Here is a 17752-nt window from a genome sequence, read left to right as displayed (position 1 = left end):
TTGCGAACTGGAAGTTCGCGCCACAATAAGCCTAAATATCGCTCGCCATTTCTATGGCTTTTCTCAGGGCGGCTAGTTTCAGGTGAATCTCTTTCATTTCGAGTTCCACGTCTGATTTTGCTACTACACCCATACCTGCCTGGTAATAAAGCGTATTGTTTTTGCTCAGGAATGTACGAATGGCAATGGCATGATTGAAATTGCCTTTGAAATCCATAAAGCCAATGGCTCCGCCGTAAATGCTACGGTTGGTTGGTTCAAAGCGGTTGATGATGGTCATGGCATTGTGCTTTGGTGCACCCGAAAGCGTACCTGCCGGGAAAGTATCGGCCACTAATTGTAGTGGGTTGGTGCCTTCATGCATCTTTCCGGTTACCTTCGATACCAAGTGTATCACGTGGCTGTAGAATTGTACTTCTTTAAAAATATCAACCTTAACTGAGTCGGAGCTTCTCGATAAATCATTACGGGCTAAATCAACCAGCATCACGTGCTCTGCCGATTCTTTAGGGTCAGCGTGTAGCTGGCGGGCTAGTTCGGCATCATTTTCATCGTCGCCTGTTCGTCTGAACGTTCCGGCAATTGGATGAATTTCTGCTTGACCATCTTTAATGAAAATCTGTTTTTCGGGCGAACTTCCGAAGATATGATAGTCGCCGCCATCGAAATAGAATAAATAAGGCGAAGGATTAATAGAGCGAAGGGCACGGTAAACGTTGAAATCATCGCCCTCGAATTTTCTTGAAAAACGTCTGGAAGGAACTATCTGGAAAACATCACCTCTTAAACAATGCCCAATACATTTGTTGATGATGTCACGCATATCATCATCGTTAATGTTTGTTTCTTCGTCGGTAGAGGCTTTAAACTTAGAGGTAGTCATTTTAGGGTTTTTTACAAAAAACTCTAAAGTTTCTAAGCCTTCAGCCATCGGTTTTGGCTCTTGCCCTTCTGGTGTATAAGTATGTTCGAAAATGTATAGCTCGTCTTTAAAATGGTTAATGGCTATTACGTAACGATAAACCCGATACAATATTTGTGGAATAGAGGTTTCGGTGCTTTTCTCTTGTATTTCAATGTCTTCAAAATACTCAACTGAATCGTATGTGATGTGGCCGAATAAACCATTGGTTATAAAAGGGAAATCGCTTTTTGGGTTTTCGAATTTAGCTGCAAAATCTTGTAGTACACCTACTGCATCTTTGCGGTTTTCTAATGGAAACTGAGTAGTAGTGCCATCAGGAAATTTCTGTGTAACAACGTCGTTATCGAGCTGGAAACTTGCTACTTCGTCGCAGGCAATATAGCTAAAGCTATTGTGCATGGCGTGATAATCGGCGCTTTCGAGAATAACCGAATGCGCATAATGATTACGCAGTCTTTGAAAAATTCCGACTGGTGTAAGCATGTCGGCTAATAGGCGTTTGTGTCGGGTTGTGATGCCAAACTTTTGCATTGTGTCAGAGGTTTGTACTAATATTTTTATTAATCAATTTCAGTGTTGCAATAAACTCGCTTTGTCTTTCTGGCGAAATAATAACAGAATCAAACTTGCTGTAATAAATCTCTATTCTGTCTTTGAGTGATAAGGCCGGAGAACTCAGCGGATTATTAGTTTTTTCTATTTTCCTGATGCTCATGATGTCAATTTCTTTCTTAAATATGAAGCCAGAGACAATTTTCAGGACTTTGCCTTCAACCTCGTAGTAGGTTCGGAACAGAAAACTTAGAATGAAAATAGTTACTCCTACGAGAATAATTGCTCCGCCCCAGCTTTTATCAATGATAGTGATTACTAACAGAATTCCGAGGAAAAATATAAGTGGCAAAAAAAGCCAGGAACTTATTTTTGAGTTAAATTTTGTGTCCATTTTGATGGTAAATTTTGAGTATAATGCACAAAAAAGCGGCTTACAGGATGAACTGTAAGCCGCTGAATATATCTTTATTACTTAAAATACATAGCTACGCTGTTCATCCTTTGTCGGAAGAACGCCACCACCAAATGTTAGCTATGATATTTTGTTGAGTCATTGTCTTTATTTAAAAATCTTGTTACAAAAGTATTTAGTATTTTTTAAAAACAAAATTTTTTTCAAAAAATTATCAAAATACTTTTCAGTAAGTTTATAGTCTTTAAATCAATTAGTTAAACGATTAACTTATTTATAAGTATCAATAATGCCCCCGTTTTGAAAAGATACTTCTTTTACTAAACTAGCAGCGTTGAAATACACAAGCATCGACCTCGAATTCGTTGGATTCTGAATTTGCTCACATTGCGGGCCTTTTTCCAGAAAATACACAAATACTTTTTCGTTACGGCGGCTCAGAATCTGGTAATCGTATCTGCCAAAGCTATCCACAACCTGATTTTCGGTTAAGCCTAATACTTTAGGTCTTAGTGTCTTTAATGGTTCAATCAGTTTTACTCGTTTATCTTCACAACCACCACGGTCGGTTTTGAAACTTTTTAAATCAAAATCTCCTAAATCTGCTTCTTTGTTTTTGCAAGCACCTAAAGCAACTAGAGCAATTATTAATAATTTACGCATCATTTTTAAATTTTTACTTCTACCATTTGTTTATTCAAGCGGCTTTTTTCGGCCATAAAACCCATTACATGGCTTTCTATTGAGGCATCAATGGTTGATGTTAATAATTCTGGTTTTTTCTGTGCCACTGCCTGCACAAAATTACGAGTTAAGCCATAGTCGCCTCCGGCATGGCCCGAAGCCTGGCTTTTGTATTCGGGCAATTCACTTGCCCGCCATTTAGTATGTTGTTTAGTACGAAAATCATAAGTCTGAATTTCGTCCATATCTCCCCAAACTTCACCTTGAGCAAACATGAGGCGTGTTTTGCGTGCTTCAAAAGAAGTAAATGCTTCCATTGCAAAGCTAACCGTAACACCATCTTCAAACTCCATTGATGTCGTGTAATGGTCGGGCTGGTCGTTATTCATTCGGTAAACACAACGGCCGTAAGGCGAAGTTTTCAGTTTCTCCATAATCTCGTCGCCTTGTTTTGCCATATCATCAGTTACATCAAGTACACGTATACGCAGGCGTTGTTTATGATAAATATTAATGGCCGAGAAAGCACATTCTTTCTCTATTTTACAACCATCAGTACAGCGTTCGGTGCTACCCTCGGGTGCATTTTCTTTTTTAAACCAACTCAAAGACCCATGAGCCGAAATGCTTTTGCAAGGTTTGCCGATAATCCATCTTAAAATATCAAGGTCATGGCACGATTTAGCCAGAATAATCGGATTTGTTTCTTTGGCTACATGCCAGTTGCCTCTAACATAAGAGTGAGCCATGTGCTGGTACTCGATGCCTTCCAGATGGTTAACACTAATCAGCTTGCCAAACTGCCCGCTTTGTGCTATTTCTTTTAGTTTTTTAAAATAAGGTGTATAGCGCAATACATGGCAAACTGCAATAACCCTGTTGGTTTGCTTTGCCATTGCCAATATATCAAGGCATTCCTGATAAGATGGTGAAATCGGTTTTTCGAGCAATACATCGTAGCCCATTTCAAGCGCTTTCATGGCAGGGCCATAGTGCATATAATCGGGTGTTGAGATAATAATTGCATCGGCAAACTTGGGTACTTTAAACACATCTTCCCAGGTATTGAATCGATTTTTTTCTTCTATATTATGTGCCTTTGCGTACTTATCATTACGAAACGGAATCGGTTCTGCTACGCCTACTATGTCTAATTCGGCAGGAAAAGCCAAAGAAAAACGCCCATACACATTACCTCTATTACCTGCACCCAAAACAATGGCTGTAACGGGTCGCTCAAGCGTAATATAACGCTCGTCGTGCTGAATTAAAACCGACTCTTCGTCATTATTTTCTGCAAAAGTTTCCGAATTAATAAAAGACAAACTACCGGCTGTTAAACCAAAGGTGCGGAGTACGTCTCGTCGTGAAAAACTGTCCATAATAGGGTAGCGGCATTAAAAATTATTACATTTGCAAATATACTACAAACACAAATACATAAATTGATGCAAGGGAAATAAGAAGAAATTATAGGAGATTTCCTCTGAAAATTATTGAATGTTATTTAATCCTTTTGCCATTCCCATACTTTCAGTTTGGTTACTTTTACCCGGCCATCGCGGCTGAATAGTTGCCAGTTAGCACTGTTGTTTTCCGGAAAAATAAGGCTGGTTACAACTGCTTCACCATCATTACCAAATACTTCTATCGAAGACTGGTCAACAAAAATAAGCAGTCTTACTGTGCCACGTTCCAGTTTTAGCGGGCTGGCATCCATCGATGCAAAATTGGGTGAAATTATTTTACCCGAATTTATACGGTTTATATATAATTGTTCACTATCTTTCTGATACCCAACAAGTGTTTCCTGATTAGTTGTAAGGTTTTTCATTACTTTTACACCTACTTCTCGTGCACCGCCTAGCTCAAACTCTACATCAATCATATAAGAGCTTGTCTGGTTTCGCCACATCATGCTGTTATCTTCTTCAATACCCATCTCCTCCATTTGTACTATACCTTTCCAGTTTTTCGCTTTCAATACCTCTTCGGCAGGTCTTTGTATAAGTCTTAAGCCTGCTTGTGTTTTTTTCAACGAAATTTCTCTTGGAATACTCATCTGTCCTTTCCACGGAAACGTAGGTAAAGCATCGGTATATTGCCAACTGGCCATCCAGCCAAGTATGGTTTTCTTAGGCGCATTACTGAACGGAATTGCGGCATAGAAGTCTTTGCCGTAATCAACAAATAGTTTGGTGTCGGCAGGGTTATCGTTGGTAAAGGTTTTGCCGTCGAAATTCCCAACAAAATACTGCATTCCCACAAAGTCAGGATTGGGATTACTTGATGATATAAACAAAACCCATTTAGAGGTTTGTGAGCCTTCTACCGGAAGTTCAATAAGTGAAGGGCACTCCCATATTTTAGTGAAATCGCCCTGTTTGCCAAATTCGCTCAGAAATGTCCAGTTAATAAGATTTTTAGAACCATAGATATGAACTTTGAATTCGGTAGGTAATGCTACTACCATAATCCACTGTTTGCTAGGCTCATGCCAGAACATATTTGGGTCACGAAAATCCTTCATTTCCTTTCCGTTTGGCAGCGGTTTAGCAATAATAGGATTGTTTTTATACTTTGTCCATGTGCGTCCCTTATCTGTAGAGTAGGCCAGTTGCTGGTTTTCTTTTTTGCCATGATAATCGGCTGTGTAAATAGCTATCATGCTATTGGCGCCAAAACCACTGGTATTGTTTTTATCTACTACTACGCCACCCGAGAAAATCCACGCAGAGTCTTCTGGTATGGCTACAGGCAGGTGCTCCCAGTTTACTAAATCTTTGCTTACAGCATGGCCCCAACTCATGTGTCCCCATTTGTTTTCGAACGGATTATGCTGATAAAATATATGCCATTCGCCTTCATGATATACAAGCCCGTTAGGGTCGTTTGTCCAGTTTTGTGCGGGTGAAAAATGAAAGTATGGCCTCCATTGTTCGGTGGCTTGTTGTTGACAATAGGCTGCCGATGGGGCCAATAAGCAAAGAAATAGGATAAAGTTTTTCATAGGTGAGCAATTAAGGAATCTATGAGTCTGTTTAAACAGGTTCGTTAATACAAACATAAGCGAAATTATCAATTTTCAGGACTTTATAAAATTATAATTATGTATTTCATATAATATTGAAAATTTAGAAAATATGATTTATATTATATTTTCAGTCTGAAAAGAAATATTGTATTGAAATAAGCTATAATTGAACGCAAGCAATAATTTAGGCTTATTTGTTTTCCCACCATTACTTTGTACCTTTGTGGCGTTATGCAAGAGTTTTTCACAGATTCGGTACAAAAGTTACAAGAATTTAACGACCTGTTGGCTTCGCCCAAAAGAATTGTTATCACTACTCATCAAAACCCAGATGCCGATGCACTCGGTTCGTCGTTGGGTTTAGCTTCCTATTTAAAGAAAAAAAATCATACAGTTACGGTTATTACTCCTACCGATTATCCTGAGTTTTTGCAGTGGATGTCGGGCGAAAAAGAGGTAATTAATTTCGAAAGCGAGAAACAAGAACAAGCTAAACGCCTGCTAGCAGAAGCAGATGTGATTTTTTGCCTTGATTTTTCGGCATTAAACCGTATTAAGGCTATGGAAGAGCCTGTAAAAAATGCCCCGGCCAAAAAAGTTTTGATAGATCACCATCAACAACCCGAGCATTTTGCTGATTTTGTTTTCTGGAACGAAAAAGCCGCTGCTACCTGTGAGCTAATTTATCAGTTGATAGAAATTCTGGGCGATAAGGCTTTAATAGATATTCAGGCAGCCGAGTGTTTGTATGCAGGCGTAGTGGCTGACACGGGTTCTTTCCGTTTCGATAGCACAACAAAAGATTTACACAGAGTAGCTGGCGAACTGCTAGATATAGGCGTAGAGACCAATAGTATCCATAGACGAATATTTGACAATAATTCGTTAGAACGTATTCAATTTCTTGGATTTGTGCTAGGCCAGAAACTGATTTACTTACCTGATTACAAAGTATCTTACATGGCTATTTCGAAAGATGAACTAGCAAGATACGGCTCAAAAAATGGAGACACTGAAGGAATTGTGAACTACGGACTTTCTATTAAAGGTGTAGAGATGACAGCCATGTTTGTAGAAAGAGACGATATGATTCGGATTTCGTTTCGCTCAGTGAAAGATTTTTCGGTAAGCGAATTTGCCAGAAATAATTTTAACGGTGGTGGCCACAAAAATGCAGCCGGAGGGCGTTCTTATGACGGCTTATCAAAAACAGTCGAGCGATTTCTGAGTCTTTTACCACAGTACCAAGCACAATTATTAAGCAACGAATAAATAGCTCAATTACGTAATACATTATAATTAATAAAATTTCATGACAAAATTTTTGAAAACTTCACTGGGTCTTGTAGCAGCAACAAGTTTGCTTTTCTCTTGCAACGAGTTTAAAGTAACTCAGGAAACCGATGGTTCTAAGTTTCAGATCCACGAGAAAGGAGATGGCAAAACAACAGCAAAAGAAGGCGATATTGTAACTTTTGACTTGGTTATAAAAGCTCCGAACGACACAGTATTTACCGATACATACAAAAGAAAAGAGCCAATTGTAATGCCAGTACAAAAAGGTGCATTTAAAGGGTCTTTTGATAACGCTCTTACGCACCTTTCGGCAGGCGATAGTGCTACTGTGTATGTAAGTGCCGACTCACTATTTATGCGTGTGCAACAACCATTGCCTCCGGGAGTTACCAAAGGTTCTGATATGAAATTTATTGTAAAAATAAAATCTATTCAGACAATGGCCGAGTTCCAGAAAGCACAAGAGGAGAAGAAAAATAATGAGGCAAAAGTTATGGAAAATTATGCACAGAAAAACTTCCCAAATGCTACCAAAACACAATATGGCATGTATCGTGTCGTTTTGAAAGAAGGTAGTGGTGCAACCATTACAGCAGGAAAATCCGTCAAAGTAGATTATACAGGTAAACTAATAAACGGAACTACTTTTGATAGCTCTGTAGGTAGAGAACCAATCGAATTTTCTGTTGGACAAGGTGCAGTAATACCTGGTTGGGAGCAAGCACTTATGATGATGAAAAAAGGCGAAAAAAGCATTTTCTTTATTCCATCAAACTTAGCTTATGGTGAGCAAGGCAGCGGGCCTATCCCACCATTCAGCCCATTAATTTTCGAAATGGAAGTTATAGATGTAAAATAAATAATTTAATTCTAATGAAAAAGATAGTACTTGGATTAGCTTTAGTTTGTAGTTCGGTTTTATTAAATTCTTGCGGTGGTTTTCTGGCTAATGATTTAGAAGAAACCGTTAAGCAAAATGACCAGGAGATGTTGAGTTATATTAACAGTAAAAACCTTAATATGACAAAATATGATAATGGAATGTATTACCAGATTACAAAAACCAATAGTGCCGGAAGAAATGTAGCTTTGGGTGACGAAGTAAAGTTTCATTATGTTATGTCTTTACTTGATGGTACAAGAATTGATAGCAGCTCAAGATTAAAAAATGAACCAATATCGTCTATTTTTGGAGGTACTATAGGTTTACAAGGATTATTAGATGCTTTTACAAGACTAAAAGAAGGTGAAAGAGGTACATTTTTAATTCCTTCTTATCTGGCGTATGGTTCGCAAAGTAATGGAAAGATTCCTGCTAAATCAGTAATAGTTTTTGATCTGGAAGTACTAAGATACCGTTCAGAACAGCAACAAATTGATGAGTATATTGCAACAGGTACTGGTGGTGCTGTTTTTGTATCGTCTGACACAACAGCTTCTGGCGTAAAAGTACTTAAGTTTAATGAAACAACTGGCACCAAACTAGCTGCCGGACAAACAGTTACTGTAAAATATACAGGTTATACTGCCAGCAATATCAAACAATTTGATACCGGCGAGTTAACTGTTTATTTAGGCGGAGGTACTGTAGTAAAAGGCTTTGAAGAAGGTTTACAGGCACTAAGAGTTGGTGAAAAAGCTAATTTAGTTTTTAAGTCTGCACTTGGCTATGGAACTCAGGGTATTACAGATAATACAACTGGCTTATTTAAAATACCGCCATATGCACCTTTAATCTTTACAGTAGAAGTAAAAAGTACTCGATAAAACATTGTTTTTATATAGATTTATAAAGCCTCTGAACTTTTCAGGGGCTTTATAGTTTTATAATATCAATATCATTTATAATCATGTCGAAAATACCCAAAGATCTCGAAAAAGCTATTCTGAGTCTTGCTGCAAAAGAAAAGGATAAAATGCTTCTGAAGCTAATTGCTAAAAACGATTTGCTTGTGCAGCAATTGCAGTATCAATTGCTTGAGAATGAATCGTTCCTGAAAGACAGAAGAGACGAAATAAGAAAGAGTATTGTAAGGGTTTCAAAAATGTACCACGATACCCCCGGCTGGATGATGATGGATATGAGAGATTTAAATGGCCGAATCACCAACCATGTGAAAATAACAAAAGATAAATATGGAGAGATAGAGCTCACGCTTTATCTGCTGAATACTTTCTTTGATAATCAGATAAAATTGCTGGAGAAGTATAATAGTAAGTCGGATACTGTTGCACTTTATATAGCCAAGCGAACAGAGTTCGTGCTAAAAAAATTACCCAAACTCCATGAAGATTACTACATAGAGTTTGAGCGCGATGTGAACAAACTATTAGAAAGAGTGCATACTTATGCACCATCTTATTATGCCCGACAAATGGAGATACCCAAAACCTGGGAGTATTAGTACAATTTTAGTATAGGCGTTTATTCAAAGCTTTTAATAGTATCTGATATAATATCTATACAATCCCATAACTGAGACTCGGTCATAACCAAAGGCGGTGCCAGGCGTATTTTGTTGCCATGCGTAGGCTTTGCAAGCAGGCCATTATCTTTTAATTTCTGGCAAATATCCCACGCTAAGTCAGAGTCTTCAGTGGTATCAATCAGAATGGCATTCAATAAGCCTTTACCACGCACCTGTGTAACAATACTGGTAGTATCTACCAGTTTCTGTATTTCCTGACGAAACAGTTGGCCTAATTTATCGGCATTCTGGGCCAGATTTTCATCTTTCACTACTTTTAATGCTTCCATAGCTACGGCACAAGCTAGTGGGTTTCCTCCATAAGTAGACCCATGCTCACCGGGTTTCAGCGTAAGCATAATTTCATTATCAGCCAGCACTGCCGATACCGGCAATACCCCTCCTGATAGTGCTTTGCCTAATATCACCATATCAGGGCGTATATCATAGTGGTCGCAGGCTAGCATTTTGCCTGTTCGGGCAATGCCTGTCTGTATTTCATCGGCAATAAAAAGCACATTGCTTGCTTTGCATAAGCGATAAGCCTCTGGTAAATAATTGTCGTCAGGTACAACTACACCTGCCTCACCTTGTATAGGTTCTACAATGAAACCTGCAACGTAAGGGTCGTTTATAAGGGCTTCTTCAAGCGCTTCTATGTTATTGTAAGGCACAAGTTCTAGGCCTGTCATGTATGGTCCAAAGTCCTGGCGAGCGGTAGGGTCAGTAGATGCCGAAATAACAGATAAAGTCCGGCCATGAAAATTACCTCCTGCGAAAATGATCTTTGCCTTGTTTTCTGGAATCCCTTTTACTTGATACCCCCATTTGCGGCATAGCTTCATGGCGGTTTCTACAGCCTCTACTCCTGTATTCATAGGTAAAACCCTATCATAACTAAAGTATTGGGTAATGTATTCTTCGAAACGCCCCAACATAGAATTATAAAATGCCCGTGAGGTAAGTGTCAGCTTCTGCGACTGCTCAATCAAAGCATTGATAAGACGAGGGTGGCAATGCCCTTGATTAACTGCTGAATAGGCCGATAAAAAATCATAATAACGTTTGCCTTCGATGTCCCACACATACACACCCTTGCCTTTATCTAAAACAACCGACAGCGGGTGATAATTGTGAGCTCCGTAGCGTTCTTCTAATTCAATTAGCTGTTCGCTTAAATGAGTATCTACTACCATAGTTATAGTATTTAGTTTTTCTGTAGTATATGCGGCAAAAATGTTAAAATGACTTTATTTAAACAAGTTTTGAGTTGTATTTACTTTATTATTTATATTAGAGTAAAATATTATTTAAAATAGGTGAAAAAAGAATATTTTGACTTATGATTAATGAAAAATTTCTTGATGATTTTGATAAGCAAATCTTGATTCAGCTAGAAAAAGATGGTAGGAAACCATACTCTGAAATTGCTAAAAATCTGAATATTTCGAACACAATGGTGCATCAACGGATTGCCCGCATGAAGCGAGTCGGGATTTTGAAAGGTGCAGGTATTATTTTAGACGAACGTAAGTTAGGATATGAATGGAGTGCTTTTACAGGGATAGTTCTGAAAGAAGATTCAGACTCAAAACTCATTATTGAAGAACTCAGAAAAATACCAGAAGTAACAGAGTGTTATTACATAACCGGGCAATATACTTTATATGCCCGCATTGTTGCTAAAACTAGTGAACACATGAGAGAAGTATTGTATGACAAAATAGATAATATTGATGGCGTACTAAAAACAGAATCAATGATTGATTTTGGAGCTGCATTTAAAAGAAATGTAAGTGTTGAGTTATAATGGGCAAATATAATTTTTCTGCCAAATAAAATTTGCTTAGTCTATTGAAATTGTGGGTTGTACAATACAAAAACAAGTGTTAATTTTGTGAAAACCAAATAAAATAATGCCTCGTATTTATTTAGATAACGCAGCAACGACTCGTCTTGACGATGAGGTTCTGCAGACTATGTTACCCCTGATGACAGAAAATTTCGGGAATCCTTCTTCTATTCATGCACACGGTCGTCAGGTGCGTTCGGCTATCGAAAGGGCTCGCAAAAACATAGCAAATTTATTGAATGCATCTCCTTCAGAGATATTTTTTACCTCTGGCGGAACCGAGGCAGATAACACAGCTATTATTTGTAGTATTGATACATATCAGTTAAAACACGCTATCACATCGCCTACCGAACACCACGCAGTATTACATACCTTAGAGCATTTGGCAAAACAAGGCGTGATAGAGCTGAGCTATGTAAAACTCGATGAGAAAGGACGTGTAGATGTTGCTCATTTAGAAGAATTATTGAGTACCAAACCTCGTACACTGGTTTCGTTGATGCATGGCAACAATGAAATTGGTAACCTGATAGATTTAAAACAAGTAAGCGAAATCTGTAAGAAATACAATGCAATCTTCCACTCAGATACGGTGCAGACAATGGGACATTATACCCATAATCTACAAGAGCTGAGTATAGATTTTATTGTAGGTGCGGCTCATAAATTTCATGGTCCTAAAGGTGTAGGCTTTTTGTATATCAACGCTAATAATAAAATACACCCGTTTATTCATGGCGGCTCGCAGGAACGCAACATGCGTGGCGGTACTGAAAATGTATATGGTATTGTAGGAATGGCCAAAGCGCTTGAAATTGCCTACCGTGATATGGAAGCACACAAGAACCATATTACACGGCTTAAGAGCCGAATGATTGAAAAGCTAAAAGCCAATATTCCAGGAGTTACATTTAACGGAGATTCGGCCGATGTAGAAAATAGTCTTTATACAGTACTTAGCGTGAGTTTTCCACCTAGCGAAGACAACGATATGCTATTATTTAACCTCGATATAGCTCAGATTTCGTGCTCTGGTGGTAGTGCCTGTTCAAGTGGTACAGATGTAGGCTCACATGTATTAGGTGCTTTAAATGTACACCCGGGCAGAGGAAATGTTCGCTTCTCGTTCGGCAAGTATAATACTGAAGAAGAAGTAGATAAAGTAATAGATGTTTTAACCGAAATCTACGCCAAAAATGTATTAGCTTAAAACAGAAGAGAGGGGCTTAGCAGGCCCCTCGTTCATTTATAGCGTATTATAATAGGCCACTACAGCGGCAAAAGAAGCATCTTCTTTAAAATTTGTCTTGTTGTCTTTAATATATTTTTCTACTTCAGCCGACTTATCGCTCAATGCACTTATAAGGGCTTTCTTATCCTTTTTAATTTTTGTATAAGTACCATCTGCTTTTAGTAGATAATAGTTAGTGTTCTCGGCAAATGTTCTGGTGGTAGTAGCCGAGCTATAAGATTTACCTTCTCTTATTGCCTTCATTGTTCTTTTCAGAAGCTTTGCTTTTGAGCCTTCGTTCAACACTTCAAAATAGGCATTTTTCTCAGTTTCTTTTATTTCTGGTGCCTGAGTAAAACTCATAGCCACATTGTTAGGATAAAGTATAAAAGACTTCACAACAGTAGTAAAGCCCATATCTGCACCGTTTTTGCCTTTATAAAATACAACACCTTCTACTTGATCATATTTTAGGTCAAGGTCTTTATGCGTAGTTCCATCGCTTAATGTTACTTCGCCCTTGGTCCAATCTTCAAACATATAAGGTGAGCCCACAATATCAACATATTTGCCCGACATAAGCGGTTTTCCGTTTACATCTTGCATAATCTGAGCCTGTGTAGTAAGAGCAGCGATAAAAAGAGAAATACATAAAACAGTTTTTTTCATAATCAGAATGGTTTTTAGCAAATATAATGATGATAAAACGATAGCTGTGGTACTGATGGTATAAAAAAGCCCGACTTAAAGCTTTAAGTCGGGCCTTTATCCGTAAATCCGGATTAATATCCAGGATTTTGCGAAATATTCGGATTAGCGTTTCTTTCAGCCTGAGGAATTGGTCCAATTCTAAAGTTACTAGTAAATGGAATTTCTCTTAGTTGATATCTGCCGCCTACACGAACGATGTCTCTTTTCAAGCGATTCAAATCATAGAATCTATCGCCTTCAAAAGCTAATTCTTTTCTACGTTCAGTGATAATATCTTCAATCAAAGTAGCACCAGATGAAGCATAAACTAAAGCAGAATCTCTTTGAGAGATTAAAGCATTAAGGCGTTGCAATGCTTCTGTTTCTTTGTTGGTACGAGCCGCAGCTTCAGCAGCAATCAAGTAAACATCTGACAAGCGAAGCACTTTTTTGTCGTCTCTGTCACCTGATACGTTTTGGTATTTATTTACGATGTATGCAGGGTTTTCAGCTTGTGCTCTTGAACCAATAACAATTAGTCCTTTTCTTACATCAGTTGCAGAGTACAATTTGTATAGTTCTTCGTTTGCAAGTAAGTCGCCATAACCAGCTTGATTGTAGATATAACCTAGCTCATCAGTACCGATGTTCAATGTAGCATCAGCTGAAACTTCAAACAATGTTTCGTTTTTAACTGTATTGCTATTTGAAGCCGGAGAAGCCCAGTAAGCTAATACTTTATCAGAAGTCAACAGTGTAAAGCCACTATTGTTGATTACATCATTTGCAAAGGTTAATGCTTTTTCGTAGTCGCCTTGGTATAAGCTAACTTTAGCGGCCAAAGCACGAGCAGCATATTTAGAGAATCTTGCCGAGCCTTCGTAAGTGCTCATTGAAGTATAAGCTTTCTCTAAGTCAGCCTGGATCTGAGTAAAAACTTCCTGAACAGTATTACGAGATGGTTTCAGAGTTGGGTCGTAAGCCAAAACAATCGGAACACCTTCTGCTGCAGGCTCACCAGCTTTTGAGAAGCTACGTAGCAAGTTGAAGTACAATAACGCTCTTAATGCATAAGCTTCACCTTTAATCTGGTTAACGTTTGCATTTTCAGTCAATTTAGAATTGATGATATTGTTTGCTCTTAAGATAGCTGTATAAGCATTGTTCCAATAGCCATCGAAATCAGCATTGTTGGTTGTGATTACGTATTGGTCAAATGCAAAATATCTACCTGAGTTTCTTGATGAAAGAAACACGTTGTCAGCACCTAAATCTCCGATAACCGGAATCGTACGACCGAATAAATTGACACTTCTCAATTGTGCGTAAGTTCCTCTTAGGGCCACTAATAAATCGGCCTCTGTTGCAACTGCGGCGTCAGTCGGAACTTGCGTATAAGGAGATAGTTCTAGGAAAGAATCCTTACAAGAAGAAAGAAAACTTGTAATAAGGATTCCCATAACTACTATTTTATGATTGAATCTTTTCATGATGTTTCTTTAGAGATTTTGTATTAAAACGCAACTTGTAAGCCACCTGTAACAGTTTTAGGAAGGTAAACATCTAAGTTTGTTGAACTGTTGATGTATGTTTCTGGGTCGTAAGGTAAGTTTTTGTCCTTAACCCACGTCAAGATATTGCTACCTCTAACATATACTTTTACATTGCTCAATTTGATTTTCGAGATAAGGTTTGTTGGTAATGTATAACCCAAAGTAATATCTCTTAAACGGATATAGTCTCCACCATATAGGAATCTGCTCGACAATGAGTTTGTAGCGTTAGCACCACCGTAAACATATTTAGGCACGTTTGTGATGTCGCCAGGTTTTTGCCATCTGTCAAGCTGTGCAGCTACTCTGTTGAAAGTTGCATTATAGCCATCACTTTGTGTATAGTTAGCCCAGCTATCACGTACTAAGTTTCCGAAGTTATAGTAAAACATGAAGTCAAGGCTTAAACCTTTGTAGTTGAAAGTAGAGCTTAAGCTACCGAATGCTCTTGGAGTAGCAGAACCAACAATTTGTTGTTTTGCATTGTTATAAACGCTTGTTGTTTCTGTACGAGTATCGTCGATATACCACAATGGGTTACCGTTAGCAGGGTCAACACCGGCCCAGTCTCTTACGTAGAAAGATTGGAAGTCTTCTCCAACTCTTCTGATAAACGCACCAGATACCTGATCTGCATTGTTTACAAGAGCTAAGATTTTGTTTTTGTTCAAAGAGATGTTAAAGGCTGCATCCCATGAGAAATCACCAGCAACAACCGGAGTACCAGAAACCGAAATCTCAACACCTTGGTTTTGTAATGAACCAATGTTGTTTTTAAAGCTTGAGAAACCAGATGTACGAGACAATGGCTCATCTAGCAACAAGTTAGTAGTTTTTCTTGTGTACCACTCAAACGTAAAGTTTAAGCGTTTTTTCAACATTGTTAAGTCAAAACCAATATCGAACGGACGGTTTTCTTCCCAAGTAAGGTTTACGTTACCTACTGCATCTGGGCCGCTACCTGTTAAGCCTAGGTAGTTATAACCTGAACCATAAGCATAAGTAGGTCTCCAGTCGTAGTTACCAATAGCTGCGTTACCATTTACACCGTATGAAGCTCTTAATTTCAATTGGTCAATCCAAGTAATGTCTGTCATAAAGTTTTCTTTGTGGATATTCCACGCACCACCTACAGACCAGAAGTTACCGTATCTGTTGTTAATACCGAATCTTGACGAACCATCTCTACGGAAACTACCAGATAATACATATTTGTTTTTTACCGAGAAGTTTGCCATTGCAAGAGCAGAAGCGAAAGTATAGTCGCTGTTTGAACCAACTGCTGAGTTATAAACCGAACCGGCTGAAGGAACAATAACATTCAAGTTGCCAGGAAGGCCAAAAGTAGCAACGTTTGAAGTATATTGTTGCGATTTTTGTGCTTCGTAACCAGCTATGATATTCAACACATAGTCATCGTTTTTAGTGATGTCCCAAGTATAATCAGCAAGGTTTGTCCAAACCCAGTTGAAATAACGAGTATAGAATCTGTAAGCACGACCAGCATCATTTCTACCATCGCCATAGAAAGGGTTGTTATAAATATCTTCTTCAAAATTGTTGTAATCAATACCAATTTTAGAAGATAGTTTTAAATCTTTCAATACCTGATACTCTAAAGCAACAGTTGAGATACCTTTCATACCTGAAGTTTTTCTTTTATCCATCGTTGCAATAGCTAATGGATTGTAAAGTGCACCATTCGGGAAGTCAGGGCCAACTGTGTTAATAGTACCATCCGCAAGTCTTGGAGCATAAGATGGCAACAAGAAGTAAGCAGTTAATACAGGGTTTGCAAACAAACCACCATTACCAGGGCCTTTCTGGCCTGTTGACGAAAGCATCAGGTTTGCTTTCAAAGTCAATTTATCAGTGATTTTGTTTGTTAGATTTAAATTACCTGTAAAACGATCAAAAAGTGACTCGATAACAGTACCTTCTTGTTTGAAATAACCACCTGAAAAGTAGAACTGAGTTTTTTCATTACCACCGCTTAGCGAGAGGTTGTATTGTTGTTGAGTACCAACACGTGTTACTTCTTTTAACCAGTCTGTATCAACACCAGAGTTAGTTCTGAAGTTTTGATCAACGGTTGCAAGAGCAGCTGTCATGTCGGCAGCACGGCCACCATTTACCAGACCTTCGGCTGTTAATTCACGCCATTCTGCAGTATTCAAAGGGCGGTTAGCATCACTCAGATAAGCAATATCGGCTACACCAATCTCAGTATCGAAACGTACTTTGGTTTTTCCGGCTTTACCTTTTTTAGTTGTAATCAAGATTACACCATTGGCAGCACGAGAACCATAAATTGAAGAAGAAGCTGCATCTTTCAAAACAGTTACACTTTCAATGTCATTTGGGTTAATACCAGCCAAAGCATTGGCAGTAGTAGTGTTTCTTGTTAAATCTCCTGAGTTGATAGGTATACCGTCAACTACATATAGAGGGTCAGAACCGGCTGTCATCGAGCCAATACCACGGATACGGATATTTTGCACCGAACCTGGTTGGCCTGAACCACCTGCCGACTGCAAACCTGCTACACGACCTTGGATAGCTTTATCAACAGATGTAAATGGAGTATTCTCGATTTTCTCAGAGCCTACCACGCCTACTGCACCTGTTTTTTTGATGCTTGAGGTAGTACCGTAACCTACAACAATTGCTTCGGCAAGTTCTTGCGCATCAGAAGCCAATTGTAAATTAATAACTGCTCGGTTGTTTACAGGCACTTGTTGTGTAACAAAACCAATAAAGCTAAACGTAAGGGTTGCATTGCCAGGCACTGAAATAGTGTAGGCGCCATCTGCATTTGTTGTTGTACCTTTGGTAGTGCCTTTTACTGTAACACTCACACCCGGAAGAGCCGAACCATCATCAGCTGATGTAACCTTACCGGATACAGTTTTATCTTGCGCAAAAACTTGCACAGTCCAAAACAATACCAAAAAAAGGCTTGGTAGAAGAGATTTCTTCATAATCGTTTGTTTGGTTTTTAGTTTGTTTTTACTGAAAAAAAAAGATTGTTATAACAATCTTCATACAA

General features: G+C 38.5%; 15 protein-coding genes. 6 read left to right on the top strand and 9 right to left on the bottom strand.

All coding sequences use genetic code 11. The features are described 5' to 3' along the window. Nucleotides 1-31: 31 nt before the first annotated feature. The 5 genes from WAE64_RS01145 to WAE64_RS01125 all read right to left on the bottom strand — a co-directional run bounded on the left by WAE64_RS01145 (nt 32) and on the right by WAE64_RS01125 (nt 5586). Complete coding sequence (locus WAE64_RS01145; protein ID WP_340233538.1) at nt 32-1456, bottom strand: anthranilate synthase component I family protein; 1425 nt, start codon at nt 1454-1456, stop codon at nt 32-34. A gap of 4 nt (nt 1457-1460) precedes the next feature. Then, entirely contained in the window at nt 1461-1871 is a 411-nt protein-coding gene (locus WAE64_RS01140; protein WP_340233536.1) for a PH domain-containing protein, read from the bottom strand. Between the two features lie 291 nt (nt 1872-2162). Further along, entirely contained in the window at nt 2163-2558 is a 396-nt protein-coding gene (locus WAE64_RS01135) for a hypothetical protein (protein WP_340233534.1), read from the bottom strand. 2 nt (nt 2559-2560) lie between these two features. Then, nucleotides 2561-3958, bottom strand: a complete 1398-nt coding sequence (locus WAE64_RS01130) for a Gfo/Idh/MocA family protein (RefSeq protein ID WP_340233532.1) — start codon at nt 3956-3958, stop codon at nt 2561-2563. 125 nt (nt 3959-4083) lie between these two features. Continuing rightward, nucleotides 4084-5586, bottom strand: a complete 1503-nt coding sequence (locus tag WAE64_RS01125) for a glycoside hydrolase family 32 protein (RefSeq protein ID WP_340233530.1) — start codon at nt 5584-5586, stop codon at nt 4084-4086. A 255-nt stretch (nt 5587-5841) separates the two neighbouring features. Here WAE64_RS01125 and WAE64_RS01120 point away from each other — a divergent pair, with 255 nt between their 5' ends. The 4 genes from WAE64_RS01120 to WAE64_RS01105 all read left to right on the top strand — a co-directional run bounded on the left by WAE64_RS01120 (nt 5842) and on the right by WAE64_RS01105 (nt 9311). After that, complete coding sequence (locus WAE64_RS01120) at nt 5842-6882, top strand: DHH family phosphoesterase (protein WP_340233528.1); 1041 nt, start codon at nt 5842-5844, stop codon at nt 6880-6882. 40 nt (nt 6883-6922) lie between these two features. Then, complete coding sequence (locus tag WAE64_RS01115) at nt 6923-7765, top strand: FKBP-type peptidyl-prolyl cis-trans isomerase (protein ID WP_340233526.1); 843 nt, start codon at nt 6923-6925, stop codon at nt 7763-7765. 14 nt (nt 7766-7779) lie between these two features. Beyond that, complete coding sequence (locus WAE64_RS01110; RefSeq protein WP_340233524.1) at nt 7780-8673, top strand: FKBP-type peptidyl-prolyl cis-trans isomerase; 894 nt, start codon at nt 7780-7782, stop codon at nt 8671-8673. Between the two features lie 83 nt (nt 8674-8756). Then, the gene (locus WAE64_RS01105; RefSeq protein ID WP_340233522.1) at nt 8757-9311 is read left to right on the top strand and encodes a hypothetical protein; all 555 of its coding nucleotides are present in this window, start codon (nt 8757-8759) and stop codon (nt 9309-9311) included. 20 nt (nt 9312-9331) lie between these two features. Here WAE64_RS01105 and rocD read toward each other — a convergent pair whose 3' ends face one another. Beyond that, a complete protein-coding gene (gene rocD / locus WAE64_RS01100; protein WP_340233519.1) occupies nt 9332-10570 on the bottom strand; it encodes an ornithine--oxo-acid transaminase in 1239 nt (412 codons plus the stop codon). A gap of 146 nt (nt 10571-10716) precedes the next feature. On the opposite strand from rocD, the gene WAE64_RS01095 reads away from it, so the two are divergent. Together WAE64_RS01095 and WAE64_RS01090 are read left to right on the top strand one after the other, a co-directional pair. Further along, nucleotides 10717-11184 (top strand): Lrp/AsnC family transcriptional regulator, encoded by a 468-nt coding sequence (locus WAE64_RS01095; protein WP_340233517.1) that lies wholly within the window; start codon nt 10717-10719, stop codon nt 11182-11184. A gap of 106 nt (nt 11185-11290) precedes the next feature. Further along, the gene (locus WAE64_RS01090; RefSeq protein WP_340233515.1) at nt 11291-12439 is read left to right on the top strand and encodes a cysteine desulfurase family protein; all 1149 of its coding nucleotides are present in this window, start codon (nt 11291-11293) and stop codon (nt 12437-12439) included. A gap of 36 nt (nt 12440-12475) precedes the next feature. Here WAE64_RS01090 and WAE64_RS01085 read toward each other — a convergent pair whose 3' ends face one another. The 3 genes from WAE64_RS01085 to WAE64_RS01075 all read right to left on the bottom strand — a co-directional run bounded on the left by WAE64_RS01085 (nt 12476) and on the right by WAE64_RS01075 (nt 17684). After that, a complete protein-coding gene (locus tag WAE64_RS01085; protein WP_340233512.1) occupies nt 12476-13129 on the bottom strand; it encodes a hypothetical protein in 654 nt (217 codons plus the stop codon). A 113-nt stretch (nt 13130-13242) separates the two neighbouring features. After that, on the bottom strand, nt 13243-14640 hold the full coding sequence (locus WAE64_RS01080; protein WP_340233508.1) for a RagB/SusD family nutrient uptake outer membrane protein: 1398 nt from the start codon (nt 14638-14640) through the stop codon (nt 13243-13245). Nucleotides 14641-14663: 23 nt separating this feature from the next. Further along, complete coding sequence (locus WAE64_RS01075) at nt 14664-17684, bottom strand: SusC/RagA family TonB-linked outer membrane protein (protein ID WP_340233506.1); 3021 nt, start codon at nt 17682-17684, stop codon at nt 14664-14666. Nucleotides 17685-17752: the final 68 nt, after the last annotated feature.

Source organism: Emticicia soli, from assembly GCF_037860775.1.
Classification (GTDB): domain Bacteria; phylum Bacteroidota; class Bacteroidia; order Cytophagales; family Spirosomataceae; genus Emticicia; species Emticicia soli.
The sequence above is the reverse complement of the archived record's forward strand: the minus strand, read 5'-3'. Positions and strand labels throughout refer to the sequence as shown.